This is a genomic window from Deefgea rivuli DSM 18356 (assembly GCF_000620145.1).
GTDB lineage: Bacteria > Pseudomonadota > Gammaproteobacteria > Burkholderiales > Chitinibacteraceae > Deefgea > Deefgea rivuli.
Window position 1 is genome coordinate 99,740 of sequence record NZ_KK211084.1, and the last position, 13,259, is coordinate 112,998.

Annotated in this window: 13 protein-coding genes and 1 tRNA gene; 9 read left to right on the top strand and 5 right to left on the bottom strand. The window is 49.7% G+C overall.

Annotation, left to right across the window (positions count from 1 at the left end):
- Positions 1 to 331: 331 nt before the first annotated feature.
- Positions 332 to 1,795 carry an amino acid permease gene (locus tag Q320_RS0117400; RefSeq protein WP_027470060.1) on the bottom strand — a complete coding sequence of 488 codons (1,464 nt, stop codon included), beginning with the start codon at positions 1,793 to 1,795 and terminating at the stop codon, positions 332 to 334.
- Between the two features lie 207 nt (positions 1,796 to 2,002).
- Between Q320_RS0117400 and Q320_RS0117405 the strand changes: the two genes are divergently transcribed.
- The 9 genes from Q320_RS0117405 to Q320_RS20460 all read left to right on the top strand — a co-directional run bounded on the left by Q320_RS0117405 (position 2,003) and on the right by Q320_RS20460 (position 9,503).
- Entirely contained in the window at positions 2,003 to 3,316 is a 1,314-nt protein-coding gene (locus Q320_RS0117405; protein ID WP_027470061.1) for a Na+/H+ antiporter family protein, read from the top strand.
- Positions 3,317 to 3,669: 353 nt separating this feature from the next.
- Positions 3,670 to 3,746 (top strand) — tRNA-Met (locus Q320_RS0117410).
- An 80-nt stretch (positions 3,747 to 3,826) separates the two neighbouring features.
- Positions 3,827 to 4,111, top strand: a complete 285-nt coding sequence (locus Q320_RS0117415; RefSeq protein ID WP_035854209.1) for a DnaJ domain-containing protein — start codon at positions 3,827 to 3,829, stop codon at positions 4,109 to 4,111.
- Positions 4,108 to 4,668, top strand: a complete 561-nt coding sequence (locus Q320_RS0117420; protein WP_027470063.1) for a hypothetical protein — start codon at positions 4,108 to 4,110, stop codon at positions 4,666 to 4,668. Before Q320_RS0117415 ends, Q320_RS0117420 begins: the two co-directional genes overlap by 4 nt.
- 284 nt (positions 4,669 to 4,952) lie before the next feature.
- A complete protein-coding gene (locus Q320_RS21105; RefSeq protein ID WP_051534866.1) occupies positions 4,953 to 5,732 on the top strand; it encodes a hypothetical protein in 780 nt (259 codons plus the stop codon).
- 1 nt (position 5,733) lies between these two features.
- Positions 5,734 to 6,942, top strand: coding sequence for a hypothetical protein (locus Q320_RS21110; RefSeq protein ID WP_051534867.1), 1,209 nt, complete (start codon positions 5,734 to 5,736; stop codon positions 6,940 to 6,942).
- A gap of 487 nt (positions 6,943 to 7,429) precedes the next feature.
- On the top strand, positions 7,430 to 8,044 hold the full coding sequence (locus Q320_RS0117435) for a LysE family translocator (RefSeq protein WP_027470064.1): 615 nt from the start codon (positions 7,430 to 7,432) through the stop codon (positions 8,042 to 8,044).
- A gap of 289 nt (positions 8,045 to 8,333) precedes the next feature.
- Complete coding sequence (locus tag Q320_RS0117445) at positions 8,334 to 8,672, top strand: FKBP-type peptidyl-prolyl cis-trans isomerase (RefSeq protein WP_027470066.1); 339 nt, start codon at positions 8,334 to 8,336, stop codon at positions 8,670 to 8,672.
- Positions 8,673 to 8,792: 120 nt separating this feature from the next.
- Complete coding sequence (locus Q320_RS20460; protein ID WP_051534868.1) at positions 8,793 to 9,503, top strand: hypothetical protein; 711 nt, start codon at positions 8,793 to 8,795, stop codon at positions 9,501 to 9,503.
- A gap of 101 nt (positions 9,504 to 9,604) precedes the next feature.
- On the opposite strand, the gene cysN is transcribed toward Q320_RS20460, so the two are convergent.
- The 4 genes from cysN to nadD all read right to left on the bottom strand — a co-directional run bounded on the left by cysN (position 9,605) and on the right by nadD (position 13,253).
- Positions 9,605 to 11,038 carry a sulfate adenylyltransferase subunit CysN gene (cysN, locus tag Q320_RS0117455; protein WP_027470067.1) on the bottom strand — a complete coding sequence of 478 codons (1,434 nt, stop codon included), beginning with the start codon at positions 11,036 to 11,038 and terminating at the stop codon, positions 9,605 to 9,607.
- 91 nt (positions 11,039 to 11,129) lie between these two features.
- The gene (gene cysD, locus Q320_RS0117460; protein ID WP_027470068.1) at positions 11,130 to 12,056 is read right to left on the bottom strand and encodes a sulfate adenylyltransferase subunit CysD; all 927 of its coding nucleotides are present in this window, start codon (positions 12,054 to 12,056) and stop codon (positions 11,130 to 11,132) included.
- Positions 12,057 to 12,232: 176 nt separating this feature from the next.
- Positions 12,233 to 12,604: a ribosome silencing factor gene (gene rsfS, locus Q320_RS0117465; protein WP_027470069.1), complete on the bottom strand. Its 372-nt coding sequence runs from the start codon at positions 12,602 to 12,604 to the stop codon at positions 12,233 to 12,235.
- Between the two features lie 10 nt (positions 12,605 to 12,614).
- The gene (gene nadD / locus Q320_RS0117470) at positions 12,615 to 13,253 is read right to left on the bottom strand and encodes a nicotinate-nucleotide adenylyltransferase (RefSeq protein ID WP_035854217.1); all 639 of its coding nucleotides are present in this window, start codon (positions 13,251 to 13,253) and stop codon (positions 12,615 to 12,617) included.
- Positions 13,254 to 13,259 lie beyond the last annotated feature (6 nt).

A 13,259-nucleotide genomic window follows, 5' to 3' on the forward strand; every position in this document is an offset into this window, starting at 1 on the left:
CGATTGTCCGCAGCGAGGGAATCCGACGAAGTCGGACGCAGATACTAGGGCGGCCTTCTTTTGCTTACTTTTCTTGGCCGTTCAAGAAAAGTCAGTGCCGCGCGGCATTAGCGCCGATCCCGCGTAGGAATCGACTTTCAGCATCAAATTCAAATACAACCAAATAGAAAAACGCTTTCAGTGCATTAGATCAACTTGATCGACTTGCGAAACGGTGCAATTCGCTTCGCTCATTGACACCCTACCTATTGATGTATTTGATTACAGCCCTTTTACTACAAAGCCTAGCAACCAATACATCAGACAATCCTAAACTTACCCAAACCCCACATCAATCCCGCTGACTATCCAAATCCATCTTGTCGTAGGCAATAAAGCGGGTTTTATTGCGATAGCGATAACTCAGCCAAATCACAAAAAACAGCGGAATCCCGATATACGTCGCGGCGACGCTGGCCCAATCAATGGTTCCCGCCATAAAGGCTTGGTAGTTTTGCCCGAGCATAATCACCATGCACAGTGCGAACGCAAACAGTGGGCCAAAAGGGTAAAACTTCGAGCGATATGGTAAATCGTTCAGATCACGGCCTTGCGCGATATAGCCTTTGCGGAAACGATAATGGCACACGGCAATCCCCAGCCATGCGATAAATCCGGTCATGCCCGATGTGCTGAGCAGCCATAAATACACGGTTTTTTCGCCGAAAATTGACGCCAAAAAGCACAACATCCCGACTACGGTGGTCGCATATAAAGCATTGCGCGGCACGCCGTTGCTCGACAATTTGGCGAACATTTTTGGCGCTTTGCCCTCGGTTGCCAAGGAATACAGCATCCGGCTCGATGCATACATGCCGGAATTACCCGCCGATAAAATAGCCGTCAAAATCACCGCATTCATCAAGCTGGCGGCAAAGGCGATACCGGCATTTTTAAACACCAAGGTAAACGGGCTAACGCCAATGTCGGAAAGATCGCCTTTCAGCAAATTCGGATCGGTGTACGGAATCAACATACCGATAATAAAAATCGCGAACACATAAAACAGCAAAATGCGCCAAAACACTTGCTTGATGGCTTTGGGGATATTTTTTTGTGGATTTTCCGATTCGCCAGCCGCAATCCCGATCAGCTCAGTGCCTTGAAATGAAAATCCGGCAATCATCGCCACACCGAGCATGGCCGGGAATCCTCCGACAAACGGCGCGTCACCCGCAGTGAAATTGGCAAAACCCACGCTGTGCGTGCCGCTTAAAATGCCAAAAATCATCAGCACGCCCGTAATGATGAACACAATCACCGTAATCACTTTAATCAGCGAAAACCAATATTCGGCTTCGCCAAAACCTTTGACCGAAATGTAATTGAGCGAAAACATCAGCGCCAAAAACAGCGCGCTCCACAACATACCCGAGCTATCGGGAAACCAAAATTTCATCACCATACTGGCGGCAGCCAGCTCAACGGCAATTGTTACCGCCCAGTTGTACCAATAATTCCAACCCAGTGCGAAGCCAAAACCAGGCTCGACAAATTTAGCACCGTAAGTCGAAAACGAGCCGGAAACGGGCATATACGCGGCCATTTCAGCCAAACTGGTCATCAAAAAATAAACCATCAAACCGATCACCGCATAGGCAAGCAAAGCACCGCCCGGCCCTGCTTGCGCCACCGTTGCGCCCGAGGCGACAAATAAACCAGTACCAATCGAACCACCAATCGCAATCATCGATAGATGGCGAGCGCGCAAAGTGCGCTTTAGATGCGGAGCCGCTGCGGCGTCTTGGGAAAACATGAAAATCCTTTGGCAAAACACTTCATGGGGCGAGAAAACAGCTTCCATTCGCCCAAGGGGACAAAATCCTACCAGCTTCACAGCATCACCAACACCCAGAAAATCCCATATACAGATTTCGCCTGCTGCAACAATTGATGATTTATCTCTCAACGCCAGAGGCAATCTGCGCGTAAAGTAGCTGTTTTACCTTGCCAGAATATCGCCATGAATGCCGTTCTCATTGCCGTTACCTTGATGCTGGCGCTGTCGCTCAGCCGCATCCATGTGGTCATCAGTATTTTAGTTAGCGCCGTCGTTGGCGGCCTGTGTGGTGGTTTGACCTTGGCCAAAACCATCGCGGCATTTAATGGCGGCTTGGGTGGCGGCGCGGGGATTGCACTGTCGTATGCACTGCTCGGCGCATTTGCATTGGCGTTGGCGGCATCCGGCTTGCCGCATGCAATGGCCGATGGACTGGCAAAACTCAGTCAAAAAAGCAGCGAGAATCAGCGCGTCAAATGGGGGATTATTTTGGCGGTGCTGGCGCTATCGATTGCGTCGCAAAACTTATTACCGATTCATATTGCGTTTATTCCGCTGGTGATTCCGCCGCTGCTGTATACCTTGGCGCAATTTAAGCTCGATCGCCGCCTCTTGGCCTGTGTGATGACGTTTGGCCTGATCACGCCGTATATGCTGTTTCCGGTCGGTTTTGGCGAGATTTTCCTCAAGCAAATCCTACTCGGCAGCATTGCCAAATCGGGCTTGGATGCCAGCCACGTAAATGTCATGCACGCAATGGCGTTGCCTGCTTTGGGGATGCTGTTTGGCCTGCTGATGGCGGTGTTTGTAACTTACCGCAAACCGCGCCAATACAATATCGATGTGCTGAAAGCGGTCGAGCGCGAAGATAGTCACTACACGCAGCGCTCCATCTGGGTGGCGATTGGCGCGATGGTGATGACTTTTATCGTGCAACTGTATGCCGATTCGATGTTGCTGGGCGCATTGGCGGGCTTTGCAATTTGCGTGCTGGGCGGCGCAGTGCCTTGGCGCGATGCCGATAGCGTGTTTAGCGAAGGGATGAAAATGATGGCCGGCATCGGCCTGATTATGATCGCCGCATCGGGCTTTGCCGAAGTGCTCAAAGCGACGGGTGACGTAAAAAGCTTGGTCGAACAGTCGGCAGGCTGGATAGGCGACAGCAAAGCACTCGCGGCATTTTTGATGCTGCTAGTCGGCTTGATTGTGACGCTGGGCATAGGTTCATCGTTCTCTACCGTGCCGATTTTGGCGACGATTTATGTACCGCTGGCGATGAAGCTGGGATTTAGCCCGGAAGCCATCGTTTGCCTCGTCGGCACTGCTGGCGCATTGGGCGATGCAGGCTCGCCTGCTTCGGACTCAACCCTCGGGCCAACCGCCGGTTTGAATATTGATGGCCAGCACAATCATATGTGGGACACCGTCGTGCCGACTTTCCTGCATTACAACTTACCGCTGATGGCGTTTGGCTGGGTTGCGGTGATGGTTTTATAATTTTAAGTGCCTACGGCACGGTATTTTACAGTCGCAATCCGCGACGGGGACTTACTTTTCTTGAACGGCCAAGAAAAGTAAGCAAAAGAAAGCCGCCCTGTATCTGCGTCCGACTTCGTCGGATGCCCTCGCTGCGGACAATCGGCAAGGCGGCGGGTTTTAACAAAACAGAACCCGCCGAAACCCCCTTGCCGCTTGTTCCTCGCTCGGCGCGACACAAGGGATTTCGCGCAGCTCCGCCATCGCATCAACAGCAAATCTGAACATCGCCTAATTAAAATGCAATATATCGGTAATTTTTGCAAAAAGCGCTTGCCAAGTTCAAAGTGTTCGGTGATAATCATGCCTCTCTTGGCTATGTAGCTCAGTTGGTTAGAGCACAGCACTCATAATGCTGGGGTCGCAGGTTCGAGTCCCGCCATAGCCACCAAGACAAAACAAAAAGCCCGCATCGTAAGATGTGGGCTTTTTGTTTGCTGCAAAGCAAGCTCTTCAACATTGGGGATAAGCATGTCTTTACACGATCACTATGCCAAATTGGGTGTGCAGCCCAATGCCAGCATCGACGCCATTAAAGCGGCCTACCGCAGAAATGCGACCAAATATCATCCCGACCGCAATCCCGCGCCCGACGCCGCAGCTCGCTTTCGTGAAATCCAAGTCGCCTACGAAGTGCTCTCAGATACCGAGCGCCGCAAAGCTTATGATGATTATCGCCAGCGCAGCTTGATTGATAATCCGCTTGAAGTCGCCCAAGAAATCGCAGCCAAATATCTACAAGGTTTATTTTCGTGAATATCTCTCCCTTTTTTGCCGAGCTAATGCCGGTTTACGACGCCGAACTCGAAGACCTGATGAGCGATTCTGAAGGCCGCCCGGCGCTGAAAAAACGTTTAAACGAAAAACGCCAACAATTTGCACACCTTTTGCCGATGATTGAATACAGTCCGGAAATGGTCGCAGTGGTTTTCTACAATGCGTTTAGCTTCACGTCGCCAGCGATGATGAAAGCGATTGTGGCGAGCGAGCCTGATGGCGATGATTTTATCCCTTGGGATCAGTTGCAAGAAAACCTCAGTATTGCCGATTGGGCACAAGAATTTGTCGATGCTGCGACGAACGCCGATGGCGGCGATGTATTTTTAGTGATCACCGCCGCACTGGAATATTTGCGCATTAAAGGCGGCCATCATTCGGCGCATTCTGCTGTTGAAACCGACGAGACAGAAGACGACGACCGTGATGTTTATGATTCCGACGACGATGGCGGCGACATGAGCGACTTGGAATCTTCTGGCTCATCGTGGCTTTCTGAGCAAGGTTTTGAGTCACTCGATCCTGAAAAGTCTTAAACACATAGATCAGAATAATGCTGTGCCGCGCTCGTTGAGCTGGGGCTTAAACCCCCCCGTCCAAGCACACCGAGCACGAAGAAAGACAAACAGCCTTATCGTTTGGCTTTCGCCACGCGAGGGAACCGCGGAGCGGGGTGCGCCCGGGGCGGCTTCTTTGCTTACTTTCTTGGCCGTTCAAGAAAGTGAGTCCTCGTCGCGGATTGCGACTGTAAAACACCGTGCCGCAGGCACTTAAAAATCACTATCACGCAGCAACGCGCCACCACAAACCAAGGACGATCATGCATCCAGCAATTATCAATGCCTCACAACTGATTATGGTCGGCGATATTATGGGCGCCGAAAAAGTGCTGTCCGACATTGCCGATCAGCATGGCGATACGGCACTGATGCAAATTTTGGATGATGTAGCGCCGAAAGACTTGCTGGCGATCATGCGCGAATACGACTCGTCCAAAGAATCTTTGCTCAGCATGATGGTGACGCCAGAGCAATTTGCCCGCGCCGTGGTGCTCGATAAGCAATACGGTGAACGCAATAAAGACAAAATGCGCGGCATGATTAATGCGGTGATCTACAAAGATCCCGACATGACCGGCGAATACCTCGAAGCGATGTTTACGCAAAGCGGTGGCACGGAAACGATGGCCGACTATTTTTATGGTCGCCTCGAAGAAGTATTTAATTTTGTCATGCACGCTAGCAATACCACCGACCCGCTGCCGTTTTTATCCGACGATGGCAGTAGCACCAGCAGCGAAATCCGTGAATTTTTCGCCGTATTTCACTCGCTAGAACACATCCAAGACAAAACCAATTGGAGCTATACGCGCTCCGAAGTCGCTGACAACGACTGGAAAGAAACCATCTGGATTTTATTCCACGAGCAAACCGACTTTTTCGAGCACATTATTGGCGAACTACAAGGCCGCGTGTTAGCGCATGCGGTGCGTAGCGAGCAGCGCAGCAAACCAATTAGCGACAGCGCGATTGAAAGCTTATTGCAGGCGCTCACCAGCGGTAGCAGCAAAACTGACGACGTTGAAGAATCGGCGATTTAAGATGAATACAAGCAACACGAACCTTGCCGCCTTCGATCAGCGGCGCTTTTTTGATAAAGCGCTGACTTTCGGCGTCGCACAAAGCATTATTAGCGCCGAAAAACTCAAGAGCATCGAGACCGATCTCGCCAAAGGCATGGTACAAATCGCCAATTATTTTGGCACCGCCTATTTGCGCCCCGATCTGGAGCTGGCGGTGATTCGGATGACTAATCTGATTAGCTTGTATCTCGAAGATCACGCACAAGGCGATTTGCAAACGGCCGCGCAATCGCTACAAAAAAACACCCTACTGTCGCATTCAAAGCAAGGTGCCGATATGCTGCGCCGCCTGCACGCGATGCCACGCGATACGCTGCTGCTCAAGCAAAGCGCGGCCTCAAGCGAAGAGCAACAATCGTTTTTAAATGAAATGAGCGGCGACACTCAAATCTCATGGCCGCAATACCAAGCCGATCTAGCGCGCGGCCAAGCGCTGCAAAATAAGATTGATTTAGGCTTTTGGCTGGCGAAAAAACTGCGTCTCGGCAATGAAGAAATTTGCGATGCCGAGCAATTGATTGCCAGCGTCATGCTGCTCATCCTCGCGCCCGATGGCAAAGTCAAACTCCCCAATCGCAAAGAATTTAATGCGCTAATTAAAGCGGTTAAACCAAAAAAAATCAGCTACAACCCTGCGCGATTTGAGCTGTTTTTTAGCGATGCACCGCCCGCCATTGCGCGCACTGCCGATGCCGAAATGGACGCATTTTTGACGCAAGAACTGCCGAAAATTCGTGAGAATAGTTTCAATCTGGAAACTTATTTTATCGACGGCGGCATCAATGAAATCAGCGATTACGACGCCGCAATTGCCAAAAACTGGCAACGCCTAAGCCAAAATGACGACAACGCCGTTATTGCAACGCTGTTTTTATTAGTCGCCACCGCGCAACCCGTAAAATCGGCCATGCTCAAACGCGAAGCCACCGCGATGGTGCAAGCGGTACGCGATCACGGCTTTAACTCGGCCTTGGTGACTGAATTTATCGAAAATCATGTTCCGGTCGAATTACGCGAAGAATTGGCCGATTTTTGGGAACACGATCTAAAAGAAGAAGCCGAAACCGCGCTAGCGAATAAAGATCCGGAATTCCCCGATGAATACATGGAACGCGCGTTTAAATATCTGCTCAAGACGTGCAATACGACGTGGAAGGGACGGAGTTAAAACAATTAACTAGTATTACCACGAAGCCCTTATTTAAAATGGGCTACATGGCAATACCCATAGGAAGTCTGTTTTCAGATTTAGTCTTGATGCTGAGCCGCGATGGTTGGGCTGGGGCTTAAAGTCCCTTGTGTCAAGCCGAGCGAGGAACAAGCGGGGCGGGGTTTTTGCGATCAATGTTTGAGCGAGGCCGACGTTTTTGTCTTTGAGGCCGAACGAGTTTTGAGCGCAACCGACCCGATTGTCCGCAGCGAGGGAATCCGACGAAGTCGGACGCAGATGCAGGGCGGCCTTCTTTTGCTTACTTTTCTTGGCCGTTCAAGAAAAGTCAGTGCCGCGCGGCATTAGCGCGACCATGGTGAGTAGAAATTGGCGGCTTTCAAGTTAATATGTTTTTTACCTTCGAAAAACCACGCACTCAAAAATAGATGTATTGCCATGTAGCCTTTATCAATAAAAAGCTACAGAGCAATACCCAGAGACAACGATGTCACTCCAAATCTGGCTAGCCTTCATTACGGCAACTTGTTTTATCTCTGCGACACCAGGGCCGAATATGCTGCTGATGCTCAGCCACGGCGCGCGTTATGGCTGGCGCGCGACGACGGCGACGATGAGCGGCGCGATGCTTGGCCTTGCGCTGCTACTGGGTTTATCGGCACTGGGCGTCAGCAGTGTGTTGGCCGCCTCGCCGATGCTCTTTATGGCGCTCAAAATCGCTGGCGCACTGTATCTGATTTATTTGGGTTATCAATGCTGGTATGCAGGTAGCGCGCTTTCACTACCTAGCGCCAATGCAAATACCCCCAGTTCACGATTTAAAACTGGCTTAGCCGTTGCACTCTCTAATCCAAAAGCGATTTTGTTTGCCGCAGCTTTTTTGCCGCAATTTCTAACGCCCAATGCGCCTCAAGCCCCACAATGGCTGATTTTATTGAGTAGCTTTTTTCTGATCGAAATTAGCTGGCAACTAGTTTACGCGTGGGGCGGCACGTCGCTGGCGCGCTGGCTGGAAAGCGGACGACGAATTCAAATTTTTAATCGCTGCTGCGCGCTAGCCTTTTTCGCCGTCGGCGCAGCGCTAGCGCTCGCTAAAATCTAAGCCCGGTGGAAGCATCGGTATCTACACAAGTTCAAAGCCATTCATTTAGTTCGTCATACCGGCGTAGGCCGGTATCCAGAGCTACGGTAAAAAAACATTGCTGCTGGATTCCGGCCTTCGCCGGAATGACGAATGGATGGATTTTTTCGATTTTTTGATTTGTATAGATACTTATGTCATGGGAGCGGGCATGCTCTCCCCCACAAAAAAACATTAATTTAATCAGGTATTGCTCGCTAGCCTTTACTCAAAAAAGCTTGGCAAGCAATACACCCTAACTGGAAAAATCATGAGCAATGAACTGATTATCGAAGACCTCGTCATTGGCGAAGGCAAAGCCGCCGTGAAAGGCGCGCTAATCACGACGCATTACACCGGTACCTTGGCTGATGGCACGGTATTTGATTCGTCGCACCGCAAAGGCAAACCCTTCCAATGCGTGATCGGTACTGGCCGTGTGATTAAAGGTTGGGACATCGGCATCATGGGCATGCGCGTTGGCGGCAAGCGCAGGCTATCCGTTCCCGCGCATCTGGCCTACGGCGAGCGCCAAATTAGCGAGCACATTGCACCGAATTCTGACCTATATTTTGAAATTGAATTGCTGGAAGTTTTGACGCGGGATTAATGCTTTACACTAAATAGTTAAGTAGACTACGTGGCAGGCTGGAGTCGGCCAAGTGAATATGATCGAGAACTAATTTTATTTTTCCCTTAAAGATATATTATTTCACCACTGGGCAACTTTATGGCTGATGACGTTGAAACACAGATTACGTTATGCAAACAGTGTAAAAATGAAATTCCAATTGAAGCAAAAATTTGTACCAAGTGTAATTCATATCAAAATTGGCGCAGTTTTATTCCATTTTCCAATACTGCTCTTGCGCTAATTACTGCACTCGTCTCTGTAGTAGGAATCGCTGGTCCCGCACTTTACAAAGTCGTCCACACACCTCGTTCTGAGGCATCGATTTCCATGCCGTCCGTAGATGGAACAACGCTCAGGGTTGTAGCAATAAATCGCGGCGATGCACCTGCTTCTCTTGGCAGGGTATGGGTTGACGGTGAGCTTTTAGCTGGATCTACAAAGATTAAACTTCAGAATGATTCGGATGCCATCATTCCACCTGGAAGTAAATTACTCACATTTGATATTGTGCCTCTGTTGGACGAAAATGACTCATATAGCAGTTCTCTGCAAATGCTAACCTTCGCGACAACAAATAAACCTGCGCCACGTACGGAAATTCGTTTTCAAGTGCTTCAATCTGACGGGCGATTTGCAATACAGGCAATTTCATTGGATGTAGAACAGCTGTTTCACCTATTTAGGGCTAATGCTGACCGCTGCTCAGCCATTAAGACGCTTAATTTCGAAAATGGGTGTATCGGTATCGGAACACCAAAAGAGGCGCAATTTCCGACATCATCAGACAAAAAACCTAAAAGTCGATGAGCTTGAAATCCCTATAAATAGGAAACAAGAATCTATTGCGAATAATGAAGCAATAAAAAAACCCGCCTCAACAGCGGGTTTTTCTTTTGGATCATTCTGAATTACTTCAGCAAATCCAATACGTCTTTTGCGCCCCAATGTGGGAAGTGTTTACGCACCAAAGCGTTCAAATCGGCTTCGAATGCGCGCAAGCGCGTCAATTCATCAACTTCACTTGCAGCTACGGCAGCAGCTGGCGCGTGAATCATGCCCGCGGCTGAGGTAGCATTGGTCAAACGATCGATGATGATCAAATTGCCTGTACCACGGCATTCTCGGTAGGTGTCAAACGCAATCGGCGCGGTCAAATCGATACGCACTAAGCCAATCTCATTGAGCTTGAGTTCTTGCACATTCAGATGATCAAGGCTGTTCACGTCGATACGATACTGGATAGAGGTAATACGCCCAAAGCATTGTTTACCGCCGAGCTTGACCATATACTCCTTGCCAACGACCAAGGGCGCTTCGTTCATCCATACCAAATGCGCGTCAAATGCACTGCCAACATGCGGCTGAGCGTCTTGCGCGCGAACGATCATATCGCCGCGAGAAATATCGATTTCATCGGTCAGGGTCAATGTGATCGCTTGACCTGAATACGCTGCAGCCTGCTCGCCCTCATACGCCACAATCGCTTTCACGGTCGATTTTTTGCCTGATGGCAGCGCGATGATTTCATCGCCTGGCAACACATGCCCTGCTGCAATCGTGCCGCAGAAGCCACGGAAATCGAGGTTCGGGCGATTCACGTATTGCACTGGCAAACGGAAAGCATCGAGCTTACCGCTTTTATTGATTTGCACGGATTCGAGCAAGCCCATCAAAGTTTGGCCTTCGTACCACGGTGTTTTATCGGATTCGTTAACGACGTTATCGCCGCGCAGCGCTGAAAGCGGTACGAATTCGATGTCTTCAATCGCCAAGTCTTTCGCGAAATCTAAATATTGCGTACGGATTTCGTTGTAACGCGCTTCCGAGAAATCAACCAAATCCATCTTGTTGACGGCAACGATGACTTGCTTGATACCGAGTAGCGACACAATAAAACTGTGGCGGCGCGTTTGCGTTTGCACGCCGTAACGCGCGTCGATCAAGATAATCGCCAGATCAGACGTCGAAGCGCCGGTCGCCATATTGCGCGTGTATTGCTCGTGGCCTGGGCAATCGGCGATGATGAACTTGCGTTTTTCAGTTGAAAAATAACGGTAGGCCACGTCAATCGTAATGCCCTGCTCGCGCTCGGCTTGCAAGCCATCGACCAGCAGCGCCAAGTCGATTTCTTGGTCGGTGGTGTTAAATTTTTGACTGTCTTTTTGAATCGCCGCGAGGTGATCTTCAAAAATCAGTTTTGAGTCGTGCAGCAAACGACCGATCAAAGTCGATTTACCATCATCCACATTGCCGCAAGTAATAAAGCGCAGCATGTCTTTGTTTTCGTGTTGCTTCAAATACGCCAAGATATCGCTGGCGATCAGTTCTGATTGATTTGACATTTTAAATTCCGGGAGTGGGGAATGGGGAGTTGGGAGTGGAAAGGCTTCGGGCGACGCCCCACTCCCCACTCTCTACTCCCGACTAACTGAATTAGAAATAGCCTTCCATTTTTTTCTTTTCCATCGAACCGCTTGAATCATGGTCGATGGCGCGGCCTTGGCGCTCGGAGGTGGTCGCCAACAGCATTTCTTGAATCACTTCAGGCAGCGTTGCGGCTTTCGATTCCACGGCACCGGTCAATGGATAACAGCCCAGCGTACGGAAACGAACCCATTTTTTGCTGATCGTCGCTTTTTGCTCTGGCGTCAAATATTGCAAAATGCGGTCGTCGTCGACCATCACCAAAGAGCCGTTGTATTCAACGACTTCGCGCTCTTCCGACAAATACAGCGGCACAATCTCGATGTTTTCCATGTAGATGTATTGCCAAATATCCAGCTCAGTCCAGTTCGAAATCGGGAACACGCGAATCGATTCGCCTTTGTCGACTTTCGAGTTGTAGATATTCCACAGCTCTGGGCGTTGATTTTTTGGATCCCAACGATGGTTTTTATCGCGGAAAGAATACACGCGCTCTTTGGCGCGGGATTTTTCTTCGTCGCGGCGTGCGCCACCGAAAGCGGCGTCAAAACCGTGTTTGTTCAGCGCTTGCTTCAAACCTTCGGTTTTCATCACGTCGGTATGCTTAGCTGAACCCGCGGTAAACGGATTGATGCCCGCGTCAACGCCATCTTGATTCACATGCGTAATCAAATTCCAACCGTCAGCGATTTGTTTATCGCGCAGCTTGTACATTTCTTGGAATTTCCACGTCGTATCCACATGCATCAGCGGAAACGGTGGCTTGCCCGGCGCAAAGGCTTTTTTGGCCAAATGCAGCATCACGGCGGAGTCTTTACCAATCGAATACAACATAACTGGATTTTCAAATTCGGCAGCCACTTCACGAATGATGTGGATGGATTCGGCTTCGAGCTGCTTTAAGTGCGTGAGCCGTGCTTCGGACAAGGTATTCATAGCGTCTACGATGTGATCTGGATGGGTGGACTTTACGGAATAATAAGCAAATGAAAAAGTCTATTTGCTTATATGGATATTGCTAAATTATTGCGAGTTAAAAACCTCAAGCAATAAAAAGGGTATTGCCTGCTAAACATTTGCTTTCAATGCCTAGAGCACAATACCCTAATAAATTACACTGCTGACCAAGCCTTGCCTAAAGGGCTGAAGGTTGGTTTTTGGCCGCCCCACAATTGCTCTAGATCGTAATAATCGCGAACTGCTGGCAACATCACGTGAACAATCAAACTACCGGCATCAACCAACACCCAATCGCCAGTCTCTTCGCCTTCGGTACTCAGAATCTCGTAGCCTTTGGCTTTGAGTTCAACGGCAACATTATTGGCCAAAGCGCGAACTTGACGATTCGATTCACCGGTGGCGACGATCATGCAATCAAATAAATCAGTTAAAGTCGTGGTATCCAAAACTTGGATTTCTTTACCTTTAATATCTTCAAGCGCCAAAATGGCGATGTCACGCATTGCGTCGACGTATTCTGTCATTGTATTTCCTTCAAAAACGGTAAAACCCACTCTGGCCAAGAAGACCGGACACGGGGGTGAGCGCTGAAACATCTTCCCCACGTGACAATAGATCACGCACTTGTGTCGACGATACAGGCAGCAGTGGGCTGGATAATAAGCTGATTTTACCCTGAGACAGTGTGTCGGTGTTGGCTATTACGTGCCGATTAGCAAATTCTTCTGCTAAATCAGGGCTTAAGCGCGAATTTTCGGCATCGATCTCAAAATTCGGCCGCGCCGCAATCAGCAAATGCCCCAAATCCAATAATTCACGCCAACGATGCCAAGTGGGCAAATTGCCCCAAGAATCAGCACCTATCAGCCAAACCAACAAGGCTTGCGGATTTTCGGCCTGAATTTCGCTTAAAGTATCAAAGGTGTAGCAGTAACCATTGCGGCGAACTTCTCGATCATCGGCGAGCAAACCTGCTTCACCCACAATCGCCGCCCTCACCCACGCCAAACGCTGCGCGGGGGAAACTGCCGACACGGCGCGATGTGGCGGTAAACCGGTCGGAATCAGCCGAACTTCATCCAGCGCCAAACTGTCGCGCATACAACGCGCCAAAGCCAAATGCCCGTAGTGAATCGGATCAAACGTGCCACCGAAAATGCCGATTTTTTGCATAGTTAG